The sequence below is a fragment of the Streptomyces sp. NBC_01439 genome (assembly GCF_036227605.1).
In the GTDB taxonomy this organism is placed as follows: Bacteria; Actinomycetota; Actinomycetes; order Streptomycetales; family Streptomycetaceae; genus Streptomyces.
Genome location: NZ_CP109487.1, coordinates 2,284,819 through 2,306,593 on the forward strand (window position 1 = coordinate 2,284,819; position 21,775 = coordinate 2,306,593).

The following is a 21,775-nucleotide window of genomic DNA, read 5'->3' on the forward strand; positions in this document are numbered from 1 at the left end:
AGTGACAGATATGTCCGCACCAGCGCCGTCCCCGCTGGCCATCGTCGACGCCGAGCCCCTGCCCCGGCAGGACGAAGTCCTCACCGAAGCGGCCCTCGCCTTCGTGGCCGAGCTCCACCGGCGGTTCGCCCCCCGCCGCGCCGAGCTCCTCGTCCGCCGCACCGAGCGCCGTGCCGAGATCGCCCGGACCTCCACCCTCGACTTCCTCCCGGACACCGCACAGGTCCGCGAGGGCGACTGGAAGGTGGCGCCGGCCCCGGCCGCGCTGAACGACCGTCGTGTGGAGATCACCGGTCCGACGGACCGCAAGATGACCATCAACGCCCTGAACTCGGGCGCCAAGGTCTGGCTCGCCGACTTCGAGGACGCCTCCGCTCCCACCTGGGAGAACGTCGTCCTCGGCCAGCTCAACCTCATCGACGCCTACGAGCGTCGCATCGACTTCACCGACCCGCGCACCGGCAAGGCGTACGCGCTGAAGCCCGCCGACCAGCTCGCCACCGTCGTCATGCGGCCGCGCGGCTGGCACCTGCAGGAGCGCCACCTGCAGTTCGAGGGCGGCCCGGCCTCCGGCTCGCTCGTCGACTTCGGCCTGTACTTCTTCCACAACGCCAAGCGCCTGATCGACCTCGGCAAGGGGCCGTACTTCTACCTGCCGAAGACCGAGTCGCACCTGGAGGCCCGCCTCTGGAACGAGATCTTCGTCTTCGCCCAGGACTACGTCGGCATCCCGCAGGGCACCGTCCGCGCGACCGTCCTCATCGAGACGATCACCGCCGCGTACGAGATGGAGGAGATCCTCTACGAGCTGCGCGACCACGCGGCCGGCCTGAACGCGGGCCGCTGGGACTACCTGTTCTCCATCGTCAAGAACTTCCGTGACGGCGGCGAGAAGTTCGTCCTGCCGGACCGCAACGCGGTCACGATGACCGCCCCGTTCATGCGGGCGTACACCGAACTGCTGGTCCGCACCTGCCACAAGCGCGGCGCGCACGCCATCGGCGGCATGGCGGCCTTCATCCCGTCCCGCAAGGACGCCGAGGTCAACAAGGTCGCCTTCGAGAAGGTCAAGGCCGACAAGGACCGCGAGGCGGGCGACGGCTTCGACGGCTCCTGGGTCGCCCACCCCGACCTGGTCCCGATCGCGATGGCCTCCTTCGACGCCGTGCTCGGCGAGAAGCCGAACCAGAAGGACCGGCTGCGCGAGGACGTCTCGGTGGCCCCGGGCGAGCTCATCGCGATCGACTCCCTCGACGCGCGGCCGACGTACGAGGGCCTGCGCAACGCGGTCCAGGTCGGCATCCGTTACATCGAGGCGTGGCTGCGCGGCCTCGGCGCCGTCGGCATCTTCGGTCTGATGGAGGACGCGGCCACCGCCGAGATCTCGCGCTCGCAGATCTGGCAGTGGATCAACGCGGGCGTCGTGTTCGAGAACGGCGAGACGGCCACGGCCGAACTGACCCGCACGATCGCGGCCGAGGAACTGGCCGCCATCCGCGCCGAGGTCGGCGAGGAGGCCTTCACGTCCGGCAAGTGGAACCAGGCCCACGACCTCCTCCTCCAGGTCTCCCTGGACGCGGACTACGCGGACTTCCTGACCCTCCCCGCCTACGACCAGCTGGTCGGCTGATACCCGGCTTCGACCGAAACGCACAGCGGCCGAAGCCCGACGGCTCCGCCCGCGCGCCGCACGGCGCGCGGGCGGAGCCGTTTGCGTTCCACAACAGGACGATCCGAGTCCCGAACGACCGGTCGGTCGTTACTTGTTCGTAACGTGACTGTACCTAGCGGTAACAAGCGGGCCCGTGTCACCTTTCCGATGCCACCGGCCGGCGGTACCCCCACTTCCCAGCCACGCGACACAGTCGTCGCCGACTTCGGCGTGGCCGAACGCAGGAGTTCCGCCGTGATCGGATTCCGCAACGTCAGCAAGGACCGTGACCGCAGTCGGGTGCGACGGCTGGCCGGGGCCGCAATGGCCGTGCCGCTCGCCGCCGGCGCACTGTTGGCCGGCGGGGCGGGTACCTCCGCCGCCAGCCCGGTAACCGGACCCACCGCCGTGGTGTCCATGGGCGACAGCTACATCTCCGGCGAGGCCGGGCGTTGGAAGGGCAACAGCCTGACCAACAGCGGCAGTCGGAACGGTACCGACCGGGGCTGGGTCAGCGGCAGCACCTACGACCCCGCCAAGGTCTACGGGACCACCGTCGGCGGATGCCACCGCTCCGACTCCGCCGAGGTGCGCAGCGCCGGGGCGATCGCCGACGTCGCCGTGAACCTCGCCTGTTCCGGGGCGGTTTCGGACAACGTGTTCCGCGCCTCCAACGGCGGCGTCGCCTACAAGGGCGAGGCCCCGCAGGCCGATCAGCTCGCCGCCGTGGCCGCGAGCCACAACGTCAAGGTCATCGCCCTGTCCATCGGCGGCAACGACCTCGGCTTCGCCGACATCATCACGGACTGCGCGCTCGACTTCGTCCTCTGGAACTCGTACTGCTACGACGACCAGCAGGCTGGCGTCGACCAGAAGATCGACGCGGTCATGGGCAAGGTCGGCAAGTCCGTGGACGAGATCCGGGCCGTGATGCGTGCGGCCGGGTACGCCGACTCCTCGTACCGGATCGTGCTGCAGTCCTACCCGTCGCCGATCCCGCGCGGCGCGGAGAACCGGTACACGCAGAGCGACTGGAGCCGGCTCAACACCGGCGGATGCCCCTTCTGGAACCGGGACTCGGACTGGGCGCGGGATTCCCTCGTGCCGCAGATAGCGAACCGGATCAAGGGCGTCGCGGCGGCCAAGGGCGCACAGTTCCTGGACCTGCGGGACATGATGCAGGGCCGTGAGGTGTGCGCGAAGGCGAGCAAGCTGGTGAGCTCGAGCGTGCCCGCCTCGGCGAAGACGAGCGAGTGGGCGCGCTGGATCGACCAGAACGAGACGCAGGGGCCGATCCAGGAGTCCATGCACCCGAACTACTTCGGCCAGCTCGCCGCGGGGCGCTGCCTGGCCCTGGTCGTCGCCCAGCCCGCGAGCTCCGGCTTCAGCTGCAAGAACACCGCGGGCGGGGACCAGACGGGCATGTTCCTGACCCCGACCTCCTGAGGGAGGCCCCGTGGTCGGGGCTCCACCGGGCGGCGGCCCGGTGGAGCCCTGGGGAGCCCGGCGGGGCCCGACGGGCCCCGGCGGGCCCCGGCGGGCCCCGTTCGGGTCAGTCGGACTGCGCGAACGGCCCGTCGGCCCGAGTCTGGGGGGTGACGGACGGGGCGACGGACCGCGGGTCCGACGCGGCGCGCCGCATCCGGAAGGAGCGTGATCGGCGTGGCCCGCAACCGCCGCCTGATCCTGAGCACGCCGTCCGAGGTCTGGCGGCTGCTGTCCGACGGCCACCGCTACGGCGAATGGGTCACGGGAACCCAGCAGGTCCTCGCCGCGGATCCGCACTGGCCGGACGTGGGGGCCCGGCTGAAGGTCCGGGTCGGCTCCGGCCCCCTCACCCTCGACGACACCTGCGTCGTGCGCCGGTGCGAACCGCAGCGCCGCCTGGAGCTGGAAGCGCGGGCGGAACCCTTCGGGGCGGCGCGCATCGCCATGCACCTGGCGCCCTGGGGCGAGAACACCCTCTTCACCCTCGACTGGCACCCCCTGCGGGGACCCGGCACCCGGATGCACGGGCTCCCCGTGGACTACATCGTCGCCATCCGCAACGGCATGATGCTGACGAAGCTCGCCAGGATCGCGGTCCGCGAGCACGCCGACGCGCAGGTCACGCCGATCACCGGTCGGGGGCGGCCGTGAGCACCGACAGGATGTTGCCCGCCGGGTCCTTGAACCAGGCGATGGTGGGCGTGCCGTCCTCGCCGTGCACGATGCCCTTGGCGTCCGCCTCGAAGCCCTCGTAGCGCTCGAACGCGACGCCGCGCGCGGTGAGCTTGTCCACGGCCCGTTCGACGTCGTCCACGGGGAAGTTCAGGATCGTGTAGGTCGCGGGCCGGTGGTCCTCCTTCGGGTAGACCATGATCGTGGTGCCGCCCGCGAGGTCGAGGCGGAGCAGGCCCATGTCCTCGTCCCGGGAGACGCTCAGGCCGAGGGTCGTCCCGTAGAACTCCTCGGCCCGCTCCAGGTCGTCGACCGCGAATCCGCTGAATGCCCTGCTGTTTTCGAACATGCCGGTTCCTTCGGTCCGGGGCTCCCCGCTTCCCATGGTCCTCCCGGTCCGGCCGGGCGTCGATTCCGCAGGCCGGCGCCCCGGAAATCGGGGTGATCGACGCGAGGGGGGGCTGGCATGCTCGGGCGCATGGCAGCCCGTAGCGCACGTCCCAGTCTGTACATCTCCGTCGACATCGAGGCCGACGGACCCATCCCCGGACCGTATTCGATGATCAGCTTCGGAGCTTCGGTCGCGGGCCGCCAGGACGGTGCCTCGTATACGGCCGCCGATCCGGAACGCCTCACCTTCTACCGGGAGTTGCGGCCCATCAGCGAGGAGTTCGTGCCCGAGGCGCTGGCCGTGAGCGGGCTGGACCGCGACCGCCTGGTGCGGGAGGGCGCCGATCCGGCAGCGGCCATGGCCGAGTTCCGCGCCTGGGTGCGGGAGGTGTCCGCGGGGGCCCAGCCGGTGATGTGCGGCTATCCGGCGTCCTTCGACTGGACCTTCCTGTACTGGTACCTGATCCGGTTCGGCGGGGACAGCCCCTTCGGCCACTCCGGTTGCTTGGACATGAAGACCCTCTACGCCACGAAGGCGCGGGTGCCGCTGCGGGCCGCGGTGAAGGGCCGGATGCCGCGCGAACTGCTGTCGCGCCGCCGCCACACGCACCACGCCCTGGACGACGCGATCGAACAGGCCGAGCTGATGAGCAACTTGATGCTGTGGGCTCCTCCCCCGGTGCCCGCCCCGGCCGCCGACCGGTCCCCCCTCATCACCCACCTCTCGTGGGGCCGCATCGAGGCCGAAAGGCTCGCCCCCGCCAAGGACTTCAAGCTGTATCCGGGCGGTGGCCGCCCCTGGGACTGGTCCGAGCACGGTACGCGGCACGATCCCGGCATCCAGCCGGGCGAGGTCCGCGAGTTCCTCGACCTCGGGGTGACGGCGGTCGTGCTCAGCCGGGGCATGGAGGAGCGCCTCGGGGTCGTACCGCAGACGCTGGAGGTGCTCCGGGCGGCCGGGGTCGAGGTGCACGTGGCGGAGACGACCGGAGCCGTGGAGATCTACAACCGGCTGGCCCGGGACGGCCGGGTCGGCGGCCTCTTCCACTCGACCTGCTGAGCGGGGCGCGCGGCGGCGGCGCGCACGCCACACCCGCAGTGGGTGGCGTGCGCGCCGCCGCCGTGTGCGTCCGGCGGGGGCCGGGTGTCAGTGCACGGGTACCGGGTCGGCCGCGGCCCCCGAGGCCGCGCCCTTCCTGGCGCCGAGGTGGTTGAAGGCCAGGTTGAGCAGGATGGCCACCACGCACCCGGTGCTGATGCCGGAGTCGAGGACGACCAGCAGGTCCTTCGGGAAGGCGTGGTAGAAGTCCGGCGCGGCGATCGGGATCAGGCCGATGCCCACGGAGGCGGCGACGATCAGGGCGTTCTCGCCCTTCTCCATGGCCGCCCCGGCCAGGGTCTGGATGCCGCTGGCCGCGACCGAGCCGAAGAGGACGATGCCGGCGCCGCCGAGGACCGGCAGCGGGACCACGCCGATGACGGAGGCCGCCATCGGGCACAGGCCGAGCAGGATGAGGATCCCGCCGCCCGCGGCGACGACGAAGCGGCTGCGCACCTTGGTCATGGCGACCAGCCCGATGTTCTGGGCGAAGGCGCTGCACATGAACCCGTTGAACAGCGGGCTGATCGCACTGCCGAGGGTGTCGGCGCGCAGCCCGCCCTCGATGGTCTTCGCGTCCGCCGGACGGCCCACGATCTTGCCCAGGGCCAGGATGTCGGCGGTGGACTCGGTCATGCAGACCAGCATGACGATGCACATCGAGACGATGGCGGCGACCTGGAACTGCGGGGCGCCGAAGTGGAAGGGGGTCGGGAAGCCGACCACCGAGGCGTTCTTGACGGCGTCGAAGCTGGTCATGCCGAGCGGGAGGGCGATGAGGGTGCCGGCGACCAGGCCGAGGAGGATGGATATCTGCTGGAGGAAGCCGCGCAGGAACTTGCGCATCAGCAGGACGATGACCAGGGTGGCGGCGGCCATGCCGATGTTCTGCACGGAGCCGTAGTCGGTGGCGGTGCGGTTCCCGCCCTGTGACCAGTTGAAGGCGACGGGCAGGAGCGAGACGCCGATGAGGGTGATGACCGTACCGGTCACGACCGGCGGGAAGAAGCGGACGAGTTTGCCGAAGTAGGGGGCGGCGAAGAAGCCGATGGCCCCGGCGACGATGATGGCGCCGAAGATGACGGGGACGGCGTTGTCCCCCTCCCCCTTGCCGATCGCGATCATCGGGGTCACGCCGGCGAAGGAAACGCCGTTGACGAAGGGGAGTTTGGCGCCGATCTTCCAGAACCCGAGAGTCTGGAGGAGGGTGGCGAGGCCTGCGGTGAAGAGCGAGGCGCCCATCAGGAAGGCCGTCTCGGTGGCGGAAAGCCCGACGGCCGGGCCCACGATCATGGGCGGGGCCACGACACCCGCGTACATGGCGGCCACGTGCTGGAGACCGCTCGTGAACATCTTCAGCGGAGGCAGGGTCTCATCGACCGGATGCTTCTCCTCCGGTACTGCGACTGCATCTGCATCTTTGCGAAACCTGGGCGCCTGGGCCACGGCTTCCTCCGTTCGGTTGAACACGCCGGCGGGGGCGTGGTGTCTTGGAGGTGGTGCGAAAGCGGTGCGAGTCGAGCCTTTGTTCGGTTGTGGTGGTGCGACTACTTGCCCCAAGGGGTGCGGAAACGATTCGCCCGATCATCGGTTCCGCGCTGCGGCCCAGCTCGGGAGCCGGCAGGAGCCGGATCCGAACGTGAGCCGGAGGTGCCGCGGCAGCGGCGCGGTGCGCGCTGGTTGCACGAGTCACCGCCCCCGGGGCGCCTGCGGATCTCCTCAGGCGCTACCCGGGAACGGCTGCCCACGGACCCCGCTCGGGTCCGCGGCCGCCGGCCGGGGGCCGTCCCCCCCGGCCGGACTCCGTGGGATCAGGCCTGCGCGGAGATCCGCGCGAGGCGCTGGGCCTCTTCCCGCGTGGACACCGCGATGGCGTCCTCGTCGGCGAAGAGCAGCCGGTTGTTCTCAACGATCTGCTTGCCGTTTACGAACGACGCGGTGACCGGGGCCGCCGCGCCGAAGACCAGCGCGGTGACCGGGTCGGCGATCGAGGAGTGCAGGAAGGTGTTCAGGTTCCACAGGACCAGGTCGGCGCACTTGCCGACTTCCAGCGAACCGATGTTGTCGGCACGGCCGAGGACCTGGGCGCCCCCGTACGTACCGAGGCGCAGGGCCTGGCGCGCGTTCAGGGCGCGCTCGCGGTGGACCGGGTTCAGTCGGTTGATCAGTAGCGCGTTGCGCAGCTCGGTGTGCAGCTCACCGGACTCGTTGGAGGCGGTGCCGTCCACGCCGAGGCCGACCGGGACACCGGCGGCCAGCATGTCCGGGACGCGGGCGATGCCGGCGGCCAGCCGGGCGTTGGAGGACGGGCAGTGCGCGACACCGGTCTTGGTGCGGGCGAACGCGGCGATGTCGGAGTCGTTCATGTGGACGCTGTGCGCCATCCACACGTCCTCGCCGAGCCAGCCGGTCGACTCGAAGTAGTCGGTCGGGCCCATGCCGAAGAGCTCGTGGCAGAACTTCTCTTCCTCGACGGTCTCGGAGCCGTGCGTGTGCATGCGCACGCCCAGGCGACGGGCCAGCTCGGCGCCCTGCTTCAGCAGCTCGGTGGAGACCGAGAAGGGGGAGCAGGGGGCGACGGCGACCTGGGTCATCGAGTCGAAGGAGGCGTCGTGGAACTTCTTGACGGTCGCCTCGGTGTCGGCGAGCGCGCCCTCGAGGGTCTCGACGGCGTGGTCCGGCGGCAGGCCGCCGTCCTTCTCGCTGCGGTCCATCGAGCCGCGGGCGAGGGTGAAGCGGACGCCCATCTCGGACGCGGCGCGGATGATCGAGCCGGACAGGTCGCCGGAGCCCTTGGGGAAGACGTAGTGGTGGTCCATCGCGGTGGTGACGCCGCCCTTGGCCATCGCGGCGAGGGAGCCCTGCGCGGCCGTGTACGTCATCTGCTCGTCGATGCGCGCCCACGTGGGGTACAGCGCGACCAGCCAGTTGAAGAGGTTGTGGTCGGTGGCCAGACCACGCGTGATCCACTGGTAGAAGTGGTGGTGGGTGTTGACCAGACCGGGGGTCACGAGGTGCCCGGTGCCGTCGATGCGGCGGACCACGTTGTCGAGGTTCTCGGGGGCCTTGCCCGCGCCGATGGACTCGATCCGGTTGCCGGCGATGACGATGTGACCCGAGGCGTACTCGGTGTCGTTCGCGTCGACGGTCGCGATCGCACAGTTCTCGATGACGATGCGCTCGACCGCGCTGTCATGGGCTGCCGATGCTGCCATGGGACTTCCTCGTGCTTTCAGTGGCGGTGCGGGCACGGCAAGGCCCAGGAGATTTGAGTGCCGGAGCCGGGGGCCTTGACAGCTGACAGTACTGCCGCCCCGTGTGATGCACCGGGTGCCGATTCAGGAGGCTCGGAGTGTCGCGCGGTCCCGGGGCCACTGCGGAGCCCCGGGACGCGCGTGCCGCGTCAGAGGTTAGTCATGTCCACGGGGATGCGGGCGTCGACGCCGTCCCGGAGAACAGTGGCCTCGATCAGACCGTACGGACGGTCCGCGGCGAAGTACACCTCGTTGTCGTTCTTGAGGCCGAAGGGCTCGAGGTCGACGAGGAAGTGGTGCTTGTTCGGGAGCGAGAAGCGGACCTCGTCGATCTCCGAACGGTGGTTGATGATGCGCGAACCCATCTGGTACAGGGTCTGCTGCAGCGACAGGGAGTAGGTCTCCGCGAAGGCCTGCAGCATGTGCTTGCGGACCTCGGCGTAGGACTTCTCCCAGTTGGGCATCCGCTGCTCGTCGTCCGACCAGTTGAAGCGCCAGCGGGCCGACACCTGGGTGGCCAGGATGCGGTCGTAGGCCTCCTTCAGCGTCGTGTACTTGTCCTTCACGTACCCCCAGAACTCGGAGTTCGTGGAGTTCATGACGACGAGGTCCTTGAGGCCGGAGATGACCTCCCAGTTCGTACCGTCGTACGTGATCTGGGTGACGCGGGTCTCCACGCCCTGGCGGACGAAGGAGTGGTTCACCTCGTCGGAGCCGATGAACTTGGAGTTGGCGTCCGAGGTGGCGATCCGGTCCCAGGCGTACTCCTCGATCCGGATGCGCGCGCGCTTGATCGGCTCCTGGCTGGTGACGAACCAGCGCGCCAGGTGGATGCCGAACTGCTCGGCGGACTCGATGCCGTACTCCTTGGCGAACGCGTACACCGTGTTCTTGGTGGTGTCGGTCGGAAGGCAGTTGGCGTTCGAGCCGGAGTAGTGGACGTCGTCCATGTCGCCGGAGAGGGCGACCGAGACGTTCAGGTCCTTGATGTGGTGCGTGTCGCCGTCCCGCGTGATCTTGACGACGCGGTTCTCTGCTTTGCCGTACTGGTTCTGGCCCAGAATCGTGGCCATGCTAGCTCCCTCGGTAAACGGAGTAGCCGAACGGGTTGAGCAGCAGCGGTACGTGGTAGTGCTCGCCCGGGTTCACCGCAAAGGTGATGGTGACCTCGGGGAAGAACGCACCGCTGTCCCTTACGCGGGGGGCGTCCTGCTGCGCCTCGGCTTGCTTCTTCTCGAAGTACGTCTCGGTCTCGAAATCGAGACGCACGTGTGTGGTGCCCTCCGGCAGCGCCGGCAGGTCCTTGCAGCGCCCGTCCGCATCCGTGGCGGAGCCGCCCAGGGCCGCCCACTCGCCGTGCAGACCCGTACGGGCCGACAGGGAGATGGCGACGCCCTCGGCGGGCTTGCCGATGCTGGTGTCCAGGATGTGCGTGGACACCGACGCAGTGGTCTCGGTGCTCATGGTCACGCTCCTTCTGCTTCTGCGCGTTCGACGAGGCGGGTGAGGCGGATCTTGTTGATCTTGACGAGCTCGCCGCGGGCGATCTCCCGCTCCTGCTCCGGCGAGTTGTCGATCCGGACCTTGACCGCGTCGCGCATGAACTCACCGGTCGCACCGGTGGCGCAGATGAGGAAGACGTGGCCGAACTTGTCCTGGTAGGCCAGGTTCAGTTCGAGGAGCTCGTTCTTGAGCTCCTCCGAGGCACCGGCCATGCCGCGCTGCTCGCGGGCGGAGGTCGGGTCCCCCGGCTTCGGCCGGCCGATCGGCGCGTGGCCTCCCATCGCTTCGCCCAGGTCGTCCGCGGTGAGCTCCGCCATGGCGGCTTCGTTCGCGGCGAACAGGGACTCTGCGGTGGCGAAGGGGCGCTGGGCGAGCATCTTGCTCCCCCACGCCGAACTGGCGCACACCTCGTGCAGCTCGGCCGTGGCCGCGCCGTCGTCCAAGGTGTTGAACCGGGTGAGACCCGGGGTCGGACTCGAAGTCACGGTAGGCCTCCGTGGCCTGTTGTTGCTTTGACGGGCTGCGCATAGCTAACGCCCTCGACAACACGGCGTCAACACTTTGTTGAAACTTCCCGTACACAAAAGCCGCCGCCCGGGTGAATTGGGCGGCGGCCGGTCACCGCGAGTCAGGTGACGTTCACTCCTGGCTGGTCTTGCCGCCGCCCTTCGGGGTGCTGGAGTCCCTGTTCAAGTAGTTGTAGACGGTGAAGCGACTGACGCCCAGGGCGCCCGCGACCGTTTCCACGCCGTGCCGCACGGAGAAGGCGCCCCGCGCCTCCAGTATCCGCACGACGTCCTGCTTGGACTTCCGGTCGAGCTGCGCCAACGGCACGCCGTACCGGCGCTCCAGGGCGGCCAGGATGCGGTCCAGCGAGTCCGAGAGCTGCGGCAGGCGCACGGCCAGCAGGTCCTGACCCTCCCAGGTGAGCACGACGTCGTCGGGCTGCGCCAGGGCGGGGTCCATCAGCTCGCCGCCCATGGCGTCCACCAGCGGCTTGACCGCGGTGACGAAGGGATGGTCGCGGGGCTCGGTCACGACACGTCCTCCCCGATCACGTTGACCTGGAGCGAGACGCGCGTGGCGCCGGCTTCCAGGGACTCGCGCAGCAGCGCTCCCACCGCGGCCAGCACCCGGTCGGCCCCACCCTCGGCGGTGTTGCCGAACGGGCCGACGTCCACCGCGTCCAGCTGGGCCTTCTGGATGACCTCGCGGGCCGCCACGGCATGGGCAGGAGCCTCTTCCAGATCGAAGGGCTCGGTCGTGAACTCCACTCTCAATCGCACGTCGTCAAGCTACCCGGGCAGCAAGGGGCTGCGCGACAGCGCCTCCTCGAGGGGTGGTGGTCGGCCGACGGGCGGGGGCGATCCTTCGGGAGTCCGCACTTGACATCGACGCAGAACCCCATGCAGTCTTCCATCAAGCAGAAAATAACTTCCGCAATACGGAAGGAGCGCACACCCCTCATGGGATACACGGACCAGCGCTTCGATGTGAACCTGTCGATCCTCTTCACGGAACTCCCGCTCCTGGAGCGCCCCGCGGCCGCCGCCGCGGCGGGCTTCACGGCGGTCGAGCTGTGGTGGCCCTGGATCGAAACCCCCACCCCCGCACAGGAGGAGCTCGACGCCCTCAAGAAGGCTCTTGAGGACGCCGGCACCCAGCTGGTGGGACTGAACTTCTACGCCGGCCAGCTGCCGGGCCCGGACCGCGGCGCGGTGTCGGTGCCCGGTGCGGAGTCGGAGCGCTTCAACGCCAACATCAACGTGGCCGCGGACTTCGCGGCCTCGGTCGGCTGCAAGGCGCTGAACGCCCTCTACGGCAACCGCGTCGAAGGCGTGGAGCCGGCCGTCCAGGACGAGCTCGCCCTGGAGAACCTGGTCGTGGCGGCCCGGGCCGCGGACCGCGTCGGCGCGATCCTCCTGATCGAGACCCTCAACAAGCCCGAGTCGCCGCTCTACCCCCTGGTGAGCGCGCCGGCCGGCATCGAGGTCGTGGACAAGGTGAACGAGGCCACCGGCCTCGGCAACGCCAAGTTCCTGCTCGACCTGTACCACCTGGCGATGAACGATGAGGACCTCTCCGAGGTCATCGAAAAGTACGCCGCCAAGACCGGGCACGTCCAGATCGCGGACAAGCCCGGCCGCGGTGCCCCCGGCACCGGCGAGCTGCCCCTCGAGGAGCTGCTCGACCAGCTAAAGAAGGCCGGATACGAGGGCTACGTAGGCCTGGAGTACAAGGCCGCCGACGCTGCCGCTTCCTTCGCATGGCTGCCGGCCGAGGCCCGCGCCGCGAAGTAGGCGGACCAAGTCCGGGCGATCAGCCAGGCACCTCACGCACTTTTCGTACGAAGCATTAAGAGAAGGACCCTCATCATGAGCAACCTCCCCAAGATTGCCTGGATCGGCCTCGGAATCATGGGCTCCCCCATGGCCGAGAACCTCCTGAAGGCCGGCTACTCGGTCACCGGCTTCACCCTGGAGCAGGACAAGCTGGACCGCCTGGCCGCCGCCGGCGGCACCGCGGCCGGCTCGATCGCCGCGGCCGTGGCGGACGCCGACGTCATCATCACCATGGTGCCCGCCTCCCCGCAGGTCGAGGCCATCTCCTACGGCGAGAACGGCATCCTGGAGAACGCGAAGTCCGGCGCGCTGATCATCGACATGTCGTCGATCACCCCGCAGACCTCGATCGACCTCGCGAAGAACGCCGCCGCCAAGGGCATCCGCGTCATCGACGCGCCGGTGTCCGGCGGCGAGGCCGGCGCCATCGAGGCCGTCCTGTCGATCATGGTGGGTGGCGAGCAGGCCGACTTCGACGAGGCCCTGCCGATCCTCGAAGCCCTCGGCAAGGTCATCGTCCTGTGCGGTCCGCACGGCTCCGGCCAGACCGTGAAGGCCGCCAACCAGCTCATCGTCGCGGTGAACATCCAGGCGTGCGCCGAGGCCGTCGTCTTCCTCGAGAAGTCCGGCGTGAACCTCCAGGCCGCCCTGGACGTCCTCAACGGCGGTCTGGCCGGCTCCACGGTCCTGACCCGCAAGAAGGACAACTTCCTGAACCGCGACTTCAAGCCCGGCTTCCGGATCGACCTGCACCACAAGGACATGGGCATCGTCACCGACGCCGCCCGCAACGTCGGTGCGGCCCTGCCCGTCGGTGCGGTCGTCGCCCAGCTGGTCGCCTCCCTGCGCGCCCAGGGTGACGGCGGCCTCGACCACTCGGCCCTGCTCCGTGCCGTCGAGCGCCTCTCCGGCGCTCAGATCTGAGCACTCCCCCTCTCGCGGGGGGCCCGAGTCTCCGGATGGCGCCGGTGCTGACACCTGTCCTGTCGCGCCCAAGCGCCGGCGCCGTCCGGATCACCACTCACCCTTCAACTTCGTTCAACAAACTGTTGACGTTTAGTTCTCGCCGAAATTAGGCTGTTCCGCATGACGGAAGACGCTTTCCGTCAGCAGTTACCCCGTACGGAAGGTCACCATGTCGAAGCGCACGCTGACGACCGAGTCCGGCGCCCCGGTCGCCGACAATCAGAACTCCGCCACCGCCGGCGTCGGTGGCCCGCTGCTGGTCCAGGACCAGCAGCTCCTGGAGAAGCTCGCCCGCTTCAACCGCGAGCGCATCCCGGAGCGCGTGGTGCACGCCCGCGGCTCGGCCGCGTACGGCTACTTCGAGGTGACCGACGACGTCACCGCGTACACCAGCGCCGCGTTCCTGAACACGGTCGGCAAGAAGACCGAGACCTTCCTGCGGTTCTCCACCGTCGCCGACTCCCTCGGCGGCGCGGACGCGGTCCGCGACCCGCGCGGCTTCGCGCTCAAGTTCTACACCGAAGAGGGCAACTACGACCTCGTCGGCAACAACACCCCGGTGTTCTTCATCAAGGACCCGATCAAGTTCCCCGACTTCATCCACTCCCAGAAGCGCGACCCCTTCACGGGCAAGCAGGAGCCGGACAACGTCTGGGACTTCTGGGCGCACGCCCCCGAGGCGACGCACCAGATCACCTGGCTCATGGGCGACCGCGGCATCCCGGCGTCGTACCGTCACATGAACGGCTACGGCTCCCACACGTACCAGTGGACGAACGAGCAGGGCGAGGCCTTCTTCGTCAAGTACCACTTCAAGACGAACCAGGGCATCCGCAGCCTCTCGGGCGAGCAGGCCGCCGAGCTCGTCGGCAAGGACGCGAACTCGCACCAGACCGACCTGCTGCAGGCCATCGAGCGCGGTGTGAACCCCTCGTGGACCCTGTACGTGCAGATCATGCCGGCCGCCGAGGCCGCGGACTACCGATTCAACCCGTTCGACCTCACCAAGGTGTGGCCGCACGCCGACTACCCGCTGCAGCGCGTGGGCCGTCTGGTCCTCGACCGCAACCCGGACAACGTCTTCGCCGAGGTCGAGCAGTCCGCCTTCTCCCCGAACAACTTCGTCCCGGGCATCACCGCCTCGCCGGACAAGATGCTCCAGGGCCGCCTCTTCGCGTACGCCGACGCCCAGCGCTACCGCCTCGGCGTGAACCACACCGTGCTGCCGGTCAACGCCCCGAAGGCGACGAAGGCCGACAACTACGGCCGCGACGGCGTCATGGCGCTGCGCAACGGCTCGCGCCACGACAAGAACTACGAGCCCAACTCGTACCGGGGTCCGGCCGAGACCGGTCTGGCGTTGGGCGCTCCGAAGGCCGTCTCCGGCTACACGGGCACCCACGAGGCCCCGGCCCACACCAAGGACGACGACTTCTTCCAGGCCGGTGAGCTCTACCGCCTGATGTCGGAGGCCGAGAAGCAGCGTCTGGTGGCGAACATCGCCGGCGGTCTGTCCCAGGTCACCCTGGAGGACGTCATCGAGAAGAACCTGGCTCACTTCCACGCCGCCGACGCCGACTACGGCAAGCGCCTCGAGGAGGCCGTCCGCGCCCTGCGCGACGCCTGAGCGGATATGGATGTACCGGGGGCCTGACGGGAGGTCAGGCCCCGGGTGCTGAGCCCGACCCGTGGACCCGGATGAGGGGTGGTGCGCGGTGAGGGCAGGACGAGGACCGTGGCGGGCGTGCGAGCCAGTGCGGTGGTAATGGGTTCCGAGGCCCGTCTCTTGACCTGAGGGAGACGGTGCCGGAGTTCTCGTCGCCCGCCCGCCACGGTCCCAGCCACACCTCTTCGTACGGGGGCCGCGCACAGAGCCCCCTGCACGCGGAGGTACCCACCTCCCCACACACTCCGCCCGGCGGTGCGAACGTCCTGTCGCGCCAGCCTCGCACCGTCGGGCGGTAACCAACCAGAGCGCCGAGTCACGGACGGTCCCGTGACTCGGCGCTTTGTCGTGCCGGCCCGGTCGTGCCGGCCCGGTCGTGCCGGCCCGCTACGGGCTTCCCGGCGGCACGAACGCAGGCCGCAGTGCGGGCGGCAGGTCGGACGTCCGGCCGAACACCAGGACGAGGTCCGGATTCATGAGGTCGTGTTCCGGCGTCGCGAGGAACCCCGCCGACAGCAGGAGCCCGATCAGCGCACCCTGCATGTGGAGTGCGATCGTTCCGGGCCGGCGGACGGCCGGTGCGTCACCGGGGCTTCCCGCGACGAGGGCGTCCAGGGCGGCCTGGGCCACGCCGGGGCCGCACCTCCATCCCACGGAGACGGCCGCCGAGCCCGTCTCGGCGTCGGCATCGACCATGACCACCGCACCCGCCCCGTCCGACCCGTCCGGGCCGTCGGGGCCGTCGGGGCCGTCCTCGCGGAAGGCGGGCAGGCCCGCGGTGCGCAGTGCCAGGACGACCTGGTCGGCCAGCTCGCTCCGGACGGCGAGGACCTGGTCGCTGGCGCGCGGATATCCGAATTCGGTCATGTCTCCCCCTCATCAGGCGCGGTCAGCTTCGCACGGGTGACGGGCCGCTCCCCTACCAGTCGGTGTCGGCACCGCGTTCGGTGTCCAGCGCCTCGCGGTCGAACAGCAGCGTCCCAAGAAAGAACAGCCCTCCCAGGACCAGCAGGCCGCCCACCACCACGACGGGGACCAGCGCCTCCCGCGGGGTCACGAGCACGAACAGCGCGAGCAGCGTCCAGACCAGCGCGCAGACCGCGACCGGCAGTTCGAGGCGTCCGAGGTCGAAGGCGCCCTCCCGGCGGCCCAGGCGGCGGCGTACGGCCAGGTAGAGCACGATCGTGGCCCCGTAGATGAGGGCAGGCAGGATCGTCGACGCCGTGATCAGCTCCAGCAGCGCCGCACCGGGCAGCGCCACCATCAGGACGAACCCGAGCGCGAGGATCAGCAGGGTCGCCGGGACCGGTGTCTGCGTACGGGGGTTCACCCGCCGCAGCAACCGGTGCCCGGGGAAGCGTGCGTCGCGCGACATCGCGTAGACGAGCCGCGAGCAGGAGACCATCACCACGATCCCGGCGCCGAAGAACGCGAACGAGATCGCGACCAGCAGCACCTTCTCGGCGGCCGGGCCCAGGTTCTCGCGCATGATCGCCGCGACCGGCGACCCGTCGGCGCTGATCCGCGGGACGTCCTCGATCGAGACGGTGAGCGCGATCAGGAAGAGCATGCCCAGGATTCCAGCGGCGACGACCGACCCCACGATCGCGCGCGGGACGCTGCGGTGGGGGTCCTTGGCCTCCTCGGCCAGGTTCGCGGCGGAGTCGAAGCCCACGAGGGTGGCGAGGCCCATGATCATCGCCAGCATCAGCCCGCCGCCGACCGCGAAGTAGTCGGGCGCGTGCGCGGCGACCCCGCGCGAGGTGAGGTTGCCCGTCGAACCGTCACCCGTGACGGCCACGGCGACGAAGAGGGCGATCGCCACCACCACGACGAGCGCCACTTCCAGCCCCACCGCAGCCGAGTTGATCCAGCTGACCAGACGCGTCGAGGCGATGGCGACGACGGCCTGGACGATCAGCACCGCCAACGTGATCATGCGCGCGGTGTCCTCGTTCTCGGCGATGCCGACGAGGGGCATGAACGCCTGGCTCGCCAGCGCGTTGTCGATCGCCAGCACGGCGATCGCCAGGTAGCAGAAGGTCAGCCAGCCGAACCACCAGCCGATTCTCGTGTTGGCCAACCGGGAGGCCCACTGGTAGGAGGAGCCGCTGAGCGGAATGCGAGCCGCGAACTGGGCGACCACCAGCGCCACCAAGGTCTGCCCCACCGCGGCGATCAGCCAGAGCCAGATCCCCACCGGCCCCGCGGTTCGGAGCACTTCGTCGTAGGTCCCGAAGACGCCGACCGCCACCGAGATGAAGGCGAACGAGATCGCGAACACCTGGAAGGAGCCCAGCGTGCGCTTCAGCTCCTGCCGGTAGCCCCCGAGCTCGACGCCCGCACCGTCACCGCCCCCACCGCTGCGGGCGCCGTCACGGCTGCCGCCCTGCTCACCCTGCCCGCCCGCCGAAACCCGCGCCACCCGGCCACCTCACTCTCCACCGGCCCTTCGCAGAGGCTGCGGGGCCCGCTCAGTGTCCTGCGCCGGGCCGCTCCACCCCGGCGGCTGGCGGGCGACGCTCGCGGCGGAGCCCCGAACGGACGCGCCTCACGGGGCCGGTGGGCGCTGGTTGAATGGCCAGATGGATCTTCAAACCTTCCGGACGCTGCTGACGGACGAGGGCCAGAGCCTGTTGGCGGCCCTGCAAGAGGCCGGCCCGGAGGGTGGGCCGGAGTCCGCGGCGACGGCCGCCGTGCGACAGGGCCGGCCCGCCGCGTTGGTGGCGGCGGCCGAGGAGCAGGTGCGGTTGCGCGGGCTGGCCGCCGCGAAGTTCGGGGAGTTCGCCCCGCAGATGTACTTCACCCCCGACCTCGTCGAGCTCTCCTCCCACCTGACCGTGTCCGACTACAAGCTGCACCGCGTCCTGGACGAGGTGGGCGTGGTGCTGATCGAGGCGATATGCCTGGGCAGCAGCGCCGACGCCCTCGTGCTCAGCTGGTCGCACCACACGACGGCCTTCGACGCCGATCCGCTGACCGTGGAGATCGCCGCGGCCAACGCGCCGGTGGTGAACGACGGGATGTTCTTCCCCCAGTGCGAGGACGCCACCCGGTTCGGCAGCCAGGGCGAGGCCGTCTTCATCGACCTGGTGCGGCGTCCCGGGCCGGACGGGCGCCATGACCCCGAGTCGTACGATCTGCCGCTCTCCTGGGCGCTGGAGCGGGTACGCGAGACCGGCCTCGGTTGGATCCGGCTCGTGCCCGACCTCCCGCGCGGGGCCCTGCCGGGCCTCGGCCGGGCCGCCGAGGCCGAGTGGATCTCCTACGCCGGGGCCGTCCAGGAGCTGGTCCTGTGGTTCGGCCTGCACCACGAGCCCGCACCAGTCACCGTGCGCAAGGCCACCGTGCTGCCCGCCGGTGCCTCGCTCACCGCGCGCGGTCTGCCCGAGCCGTCCGTGCGGCCCCCGGGCCGCTACGTGTACGTGCCGGACCCTGCGGTGATCGGCGCGGGCCTGGTGGCCGAGGTCGCCGAGGACGTCACCGGCGGGCCCCTCGACGGCGGCGGCGCCCTCCTCACTTCCGACGAGCTGCGGCACACGCCGTTCGCCACGGCGTACGAGGTCGTCGAGGTGCCGGAGCACGCGCGGGAACCGGCGGGGTCGGTGAAGTTCGTCGTCGCCGGGGCGGACGGCCCCGTGACGCTGAGGGCCGTTCCCGTCCCCGCGCCCGTACCCGCCCGGTCTCGGGAGGCGCCCTGAGGGACCCGCGCCCCGTTCCCCGTAGGGGTGAAGCGAACGGCCCCCGCCCCTCCGGAAGGAGGGACGGGGGCCGTCGTCGTGCTGCTGGCTCGGATCAGACCTGCAGCGCCTTGATCGCGGTCGGAGCGTGGCCCGGCTCGGTCGCGAGCTCTTCGAACTCGGTGACGTCGCTCATGTCGACCGTCTTGCTCATCGCGATGTTGGTGATGCGCTCCAGGATGGCCTCGACGACGACCGGGACCTGGAACTCCTGGGCCAGCTTCTTGGCCTCCTCGAAGGCCTCGCCCAGCTTGTCCGGGTCGGTGACGCGGATGGCCTTGACGCCGAGGCCCTCGGCGACCTTGACGTGGTCGACGCCGTAGACGCCCAGCTCGGGGGTGTTGATGTTCTCGAACTCGAGGTTGACCTCGAAGTTGATGCCGAGGTTGCCCTGCGCCTGACGGATCAGACCCAGGTAGGCGTTGTTCACGAGGACGTGGACGTACGGGACCTTGTGCTGGGCGGCGACCGCCAGCTCCTCGATCATGAACTGGAAGTCGTAGTCGCCGGACAGCGCGACGATCGGGGTCTCCGGCTCCGCGGTGGCGGCGCCGATGGCGGCCGGGATGGTCCAGCCGAGCGGGCCGGCCTGGCCGCAGTTGATCCAGTTGCGCGGGCGGTAGACGTGCAGGAACTGCGCCGCCGCGATCTGGGACAGGCCGATGGTCGTGACGTAGCGGGTCTCGGGACCGAACGCCTTGTTCATCTCCTCGTAGACGCGCTGCGGCTTCAGCGGGATGTCGTCGAAGTGCGTACGGCGCTGCAGGGTCGCCTTGCGGTCCTGCGCCGAGGCGGCCCAGGCGGAGAAGTCCGGCAGCTTCCCCTCGGCCTTGAGCTCCTTGGCGATCTCGATGAAGAGCTCCAGCGCGGCCTTGGCGTCGGAGGCGATGCCGAAGTCCGGGGCGAAGATCCTGCCGAGCTGGGTGGGCTCGATGTCGACGTGGACGAACGTGCGGCCCTTGGTGTAGGCGTCCAGGTTGTAACCGGTGTGACGGTTGGCCCAGCGGTTGCCGATGCCGAGGACGAAGTCCGAGTCCAGGAACGTCGCGTTGCCGTAGCGGTGCGCGGTCTGGACACCGACCATGCCGGCGGCCAGCTCGTGGTCGTCCGGGATGGTGCCCCAGCCCATCAGGGTGGAGATGACGGGGACGTTCACCAGCTCGGCGAACTCGACCAGCAGGTCGGAGGCGTCGGCGTTGATGATGCCGCCACCGGCGACGATCAGCGGGCGCTCGGACTCCAGCAGGAACTGCAGGGCCTTGGCGGCCTGGGCGCGGGTGGCCTGCGGCTTGTAGACCGGCAGCGGCGCGTAGGTGGCCGGGTCGAACTCGATCTCGGTGAGCTGGACGTCGATCGGGAGGTCGATGAGGACCGGGCCCGGACGGCCGGAGCGCATCAGGTGGAAGGCCTCCTGGAACACGCCGGGGACCTGCGCGGCCTCCAGGACGGTCGTGGCCTTCTTGGTGACCGGCTTCGCGATCGAGGCGATGTCGACGGCCTGGAAGTCCTCCTTGTGGAGCTTGGAGACCGGGGCCTGACCGGTGATGCACAGGATCGGGATCGAGTCCGCGATCGCCGAGTACAGGCCGGTGATCATGTCGGTGCCGGCCGGGCCCGACGTACCGATGCAGACACCGATGTTGCCCGCCTTGGCGCGGGTGTAGCCCTCGGCCATGTGCGACGCGCCCTCGACGTGGCGGGCCAGGGTGTGCGCGATGCCGCCCACGTTCTTGAGCTCTCGGTAGAACGGGTTGATCGCGGCACCGGGAACACCGAACGCTTGTTCGACACCCTCGAGCTTGAGGATCTCCACTGCAGCGGCGGCGGCTGTCATACGGGGCATCGGGTTCTCCTGCGGGTCTGACGGTCAGGCTTTTCCGTAATCCGGAAGTTTTGTTTTGCTATACGGAACAAACTAAGTGGCGACTCCAGCGACGTCAAGGCGGTGGGGGACCTCGGAAACCACCAAAAGCCGCATCTCGGTCGGCGACTTGTACAAATCACCGATGCGCCGGCGGGAATCCCCCGGAAAAGGCGTGCGGCCTCCCCCCGGCGGTCGCCGGTGGTGGAGCATGGACCTACGCACAGCGACGGAGGGGGTCCAGGTCTCATGGCGGAAGCGGTACCGGTGCGCTGCCCGGCGTGCCTGCGCGAGAACGGCTACACCGCCCCGGTCTTCCCCTGTGCCTGCGGAAGTCCGGTCCATCCCCCGCTGGACCTGGCGGCGCCGCCGGTCCCGCTGACCCATCGGACCTGGTCGGACACCTGGGTGACGGTGCGCTGCACGACGTGCGGACGGGAGAGCGAGTGGCCGCATCCCGAACTGGGCTGCGGCTCGTGCGGGACGGTGGTGCTCATCGCGGTCCACCCGCTGGAGGCGGCGGGGACCCCGGCGGATCCGGCGGGGTCGCCTCCGGAGGCCGCCCGACCGGATCCCGGCGGACCAGCGGGCGGGCCCGCGGGCGGAGGCACGGGCGGAGGCACGGGCCGGCGCCCGGCGCACATCCCGTCGCCGCCGAGCGCGCCGGTGCCGCGGCCCGCGTTCCGGCCGGTGACCATCCGTACGGCCCGCGACGCGGTGGCCACGGCCGCGCTGTACCTGCGCTGGCTCGGATTCCGGGACGTACGGCAGCCCGACGGGCGCCCGATCCCGGCGGCGACCGTGGACCTGCGGGCTCCGGGCCTGGTCGCCCAGGTGGACCCGACCACGGCGCCGGCCGGGCTGCGGGCGGTGGAGTGCGTCTGGCTGAACGGACTCACGGCCTCCGCGACCAGCGTCTACTTCGCACTCGCGGGATACACGGCGGAGGCCCGGGCCCGCGCGGACGATCTCGGCATACCACTTTTCGTCATGGACCTGACCGGCATGCCACAACCGGTCAACGACCCGGCGGACGCGCTGGTCGGCCCGGACGCGTAGGCCCTCCGGGAACGGGTGTCCCCGGCAGGATCGAGGAGCTACCCCCTAAGCTCGTGGGCATTGCCTACTTCCTGCCCAGGAGAG

At 70.0% G+C, this 21,775-nt stretch carries 20 protein-coding genes; 9 read left to right on the forward strand and 11 right to left on the reverse strand.

The genetic code is table 11. The features are described 5' to 3' along the window. Positions 1-10: 10 nt before the first annotated feature. The 3 genes from aceB (at position 11) to OG207_RS10030 (ending at position 3,790) form a co-directional block, all read left to right on the forward strand. A complete protein-coding gene (aceB, locus tag OG207_RS10020) occupies positions 11-1,630 on the forward strand; it encodes a malate synthase A (RefSeq protein ID WP_329097808.1) in 1,620 nt (539 codons plus the stop codon). 189 nt (positions 1,631-1,819) lie between these two features. Then, positions 1,820-3,097 (forward strand): GDSL-type esterase/lipase family protein, encoded by a 1,278-nt coding sequence (locus tag OG207_RS10025; protein WP_329107523.1) that lies wholly within the window; start codon positions 1,820-1,822, stop codon positions 3,095-3,097. Between the two features lie 216 nt (positions 3,098-3,313). Next, on the forward strand, positions 3,314-3,790 hold the full coding sequence (locus tag OG207_RS10030) for an SRPBCC family protein (protein ID WP_329097810.1): 477 nt from the start codon (positions 3,314-3,316) through the stop codon (positions 3,788-3,790). Here the strand turns inward: OG207_RS10030 and OG207_RS10035 are convergent. Continuing rightward, complete coding sequence (locus OG207_RS10035) at positions 3,768-4,160, reverse strand: VOC family protein (protein WP_329097812.1); 393 nt, start codon at positions 4,158-4,160, stop codon at positions 3,768-3,770. The two genes, OG207_RS10030 and OG207_RS10035, sit on opposite strands and share 23 nt — an antisense overlap. 129 nt (positions 4,161-4,289) lie before the next feature. Here OG207_RS10035 and OG207_RS10040 point away from each other — a divergent pair, with 129 nt between their 5' ends. Then, entirely contained in the window at positions 4,290-5,261 is a 972-nt protein-coding gene (locus OG207_RS10040; RefSeq protein ID WP_329097814.1) for an MTH938/NDUFAF3 family protein, read from the forward strand. An 87-nt stretch (positions 5,262-5,348) separates the two neighbouring features. Here the strand turns inward: OG207_RS10040 and OG207_RS10045 are convergent, their stop codons facing one another. The 7 genes from OG207_RS10045 to OG207_RS10075 form a co-directional block, all read right to left on the reverse strand. Next, on the reverse strand, positions 5,349-6,746 hold the full coding sequence (locus tag OG207_RS10045) for a nucleobase:cation symporter-2 family protein (RefSeq protein WP_329097816.1): 1,398 nt from the start codon (positions 6,744-6,746) through the stop codon (positions 5,349-5,351). Positions 6,747-7,111: 365 nt separating this feature from the next. Then, on the reverse strand, positions 7,112-8,515 hold the full coding sequence (locus tag OG207_RS10050; protein WP_329097818.1) for an 8-oxoguanine deaminase: 1,404 nt from the start codon (positions 8,513-8,515) through the stop codon (positions 7,112-7,114). Positions 8,516-8,703: 188 nt separating this feature from the next. After that, the gene (gene pucL / locus OG207_RS10055; protein ID WP_266606280.1) at positions 8,704-9,627 is read right to left on the reverse strand and encodes a factor-independent urate hydroxylase; all 924 of its coding nucleotides are present in this window, start codon (positions 9,625-9,627) and stop codon (positions 8,704-8,706) included. Between the two features lies 1 nt (position 9,628). Beyond that, on the reverse strand, positions 9,629-10,018 hold the full coding sequence (uraH, locus tag OG207_RS10060) for a hydroxyisourate hydrolase (protein WP_327382449.1): 390 nt from the start codon (positions 10,016-10,018) through the stop codon (positions 9,629-9,631). A 2-nt stretch (positions 10,019-10,020) separates the two neighbouring features. After that, positions 10,021-10,542: a 2-oxo-4-hydroxy-4-carboxy-5-ureidoimidazoline decarboxylase gene (uraD, locus tag OG207_RS10065; protein WP_329097821.1), complete on the reverse strand. Its 522-nt coding sequence runs from the start codon at positions 10,540-10,542 to the stop codon at positions 10,021-10,023. A 154-nt stretch (positions 10,543-10,696) separates the two neighbouring features. Beyond that, positions 10,697-11,095, reverse strand: coding sequence for a helix-turn-helix domain-containing protein (locus tag OG207_RS10070; protein ID WP_329097822.1), 399 nt, complete (start codon positions 11,093-11,095; stop codon positions 10,697-10,699). Continuing rightward, positions 11,092-11,343, reverse strand: coding sequence for a thiamine-binding protein (locus OG207_RS10075; RefSeq protein ID WP_329097824.1), 252 nt, complete (start codon positions 11,341-11,343; stop codon positions 11,092-11,094). Before OG207_RS10075 ends, OG207_RS10070 begins: the two co-directional genes overlap by 4 nt. 180 nt (positions 11,344-11,523) lie before the next feature. On the opposite strand from OG207_RS10075, the gene OG207_RS10080 reads away from it, so the two are divergent. From OG207_RS10080 to OG207_RS10090, 3 genes are all read left to right on the forward strand, one after another. Next, positions 11,524-12,357, forward strand: a complete 834-nt coding sequence (locus OG207_RS10080; protein ID WP_030008880.1) for a TIM barrel protein — start codon at positions 11,524-11,526, stop codon at positions 12,355-12,357. A gap of 75 nt (positions 12,358-12,432) precedes the next feature. Continuing rightward, positions 12,433-13,323, forward strand: a complete 891-nt coding sequence (locus tag OG207_RS10085) for a 2-hydroxy-3-oxopropionate reductase (protein WP_329097827.1) — start codon at positions 12,433-12,435, stop codon at positions 13,321-13,323. Positions 13,324-13,534: 211 nt separating this feature from the next. After that, on the forward strand, positions 13,535-14,992 hold the full coding sequence (locus OG207_RS10090) for a catalase (RefSeq protein ID WP_329097829.1): 1,458 nt from the start codon (positions 13,535-13,537) through the stop codon (positions 14,990-14,992). Positions 14,993-15,418: 426 nt separating this feature from the next. Here OG207_RS10090 and OG207_RS10095 read toward each other — a convergent pair whose 3' ends face one another. Together OG207_RS10095 and OG207_RS10100 are read right to left on the reverse strand one after the other, a co-directional pair. After that, positions 15,419-15,898 (reverse strand): hypothetical protein, encoded by a 480-nt coding sequence (locus OG207_RS10095; RefSeq protein WP_329097831.1) that lies wholly within the window; start codon positions 15,896-15,898, stop codon positions 15,419-15,421. A gap of 52 nt (positions 15,899-15,950) precedes the next feature. Beyond that, positions 15,951-17,456, reverse strand: coding sequence for an APC family permease (locus OG207_RS10100; protein WP_329097833.1), 1,506 nt, complete (start codon positions 17,454-17,456; stop codon positions 15,951-15,953). A gap of 160 nt (positions 17,457-17,616) precedes the next feature. On the opposite strand from OG207_RS10100, the gene OG207_RS10105 reads away from it, so the two are divergent. Next, positions 17,617-18,732: an SAM-dependent methyltransferase gene (locus tag OG207_RS10105; RefSeq protein ID WP_329097835.1), complete on the forward strand. Its 1,116-nt coding sequence runs from the start codon at positions 17,617-17,619 to the stop codon at positions 18,730-18,732. Positions 18,733-18,826: 94 nt separating this feature from the next. On the opposite strand, the gene gcl is transcribed toward OG207_RS10105, so the two are convergent. Then, positions 18,827-20,614, reverse strand: a complete 1,788-nt coding sequence (gene gcl / locus OG207_RS10110; protein WP_329097837.1) for a glyoxylate carboligase — start codon at positions 20,612-20,614, stop codon at positions 18,827-18,829. A gap of 267 nt (positions 20,615-20,881) precedes the next feature. Between gcl and OG207_RS10115 the strand changes: the two genes are divergently transcribed. Further along, positions 20,882-21,691, forward strand: a complete 810-nt coding sequence (locus tag OG207_RS10115) for a hypothetical protein (RefSeq protein WP_329097839.1) — start codon at positions 20,882-20,884, stop codon at positions 21,689-21,691. Positions 21,692-21,775 lie beyond the last annotated feature (84 nt).

What these genes read in the sequence shown, in the direction of transcription:
- aceB (WP_329097808.1), top strand. Translation starts at nt 11, where the DNA reads ATGTCCGCACCAGCGCCGTCCCCGCTGGCCATCGTCGACGCCGAGCCC.
- OG207_RS10025 (WP_329107523.1), top strand. Translation starts at nt 1,820, where the DNA reads ATGCCACCGGCCGGCGGTACCCCCACTTCCCAGCCACGCGACACAGTC.
- OG207_RS10035 (WP_329097812.1), bottom strand. Translation starts at nt 4,160, where the DNA reads ATGTTCGAAAACAGCAGGGCATTCAGCGGATTCGCGGTCGACGACCTG.
- OG207_RS10040 (WP_329097814.1), top strand. Translation starts at nt 4,290, where the DNA reads ATGGCAGCCCGTAGCGCACGTCCCAGTCTGTACATCTCCGTCGACATC.
- OG207_RS10050 (WP_329097818.1), bottom strand. Translation starts at nt 8,515, where the DNA reads ATGGCAGCATCGGCAGCCCATGACAGCGCGGTCGAGCGCATCGTCATC.
- pucL (WP_266606280.1), bottom strand. Translation starts at nt 9,627, where the DNA reads ATGGCCACGATTCTGGGCCAGAACCAGTACGGCAAAGCAGAGAACCGC.
- uraH (WP_327382449.1), bottom strand. Translation starts at nt 10,018, where the DNA reads ATGAGCACCGAGACCACTGCGTCGGTGTCCACGCACATCCTGGACACC.
- OG207_RS10080 (WP_030008880.1), top strand. Translation starts at nt 11,524, where the DNA reads ATGGGATACACGGACCAGCGCTTCGATGTGAACCTGTCGATCCTCTTC.
- OG207_RS10085 (WP_329097827.1), top strand. Translation starts at nt 12,433, where the DNA reads ATGAGCAACCTCCCCAAGATTGCCTGGATCGGCCTCGGAATCATGGGC.
- OG207_RS10090 (WP_329097829.1), top strand. Translation starts at nt 13,535, where the DNA reads ATGTCGAAGCGCACGCTGACGACCGAGTCCGGCGCCCCGGTCGCCGAC.
- OG207_RS10095 (WP_329097831.1), bottom strand. Translation starts at nt 15,898, where the DNA reads ATGACCGAATTCGGATATCCGCGCGCCAGCGACCAGGTCCTCGCCGTC.
- OG207_RS10105 (WP_329097835.1), top strand. Translation starts at nt 17,617, where the DNA reads ATGGATCTTCAAACCTTCCGGACGCTGCTGACGGACGAGGGCCAGAGC.
- gcl (WP_329097837.1), bottom strand. Translation starts at nt 20,614, where the DNA reads ATGCCCCGTATGACAGCCGCCGCCGCTGCAGTGGAGATCCTCAAGCTC.
- OG207_RS10115 (WP_329097839.1), top strand. Translation starts at nt 20,882, where the DNA reads ATGGCGGAAGCGGTACCGGTGCGCTGCCCGGCGTGCCTGCGCGAGAAC.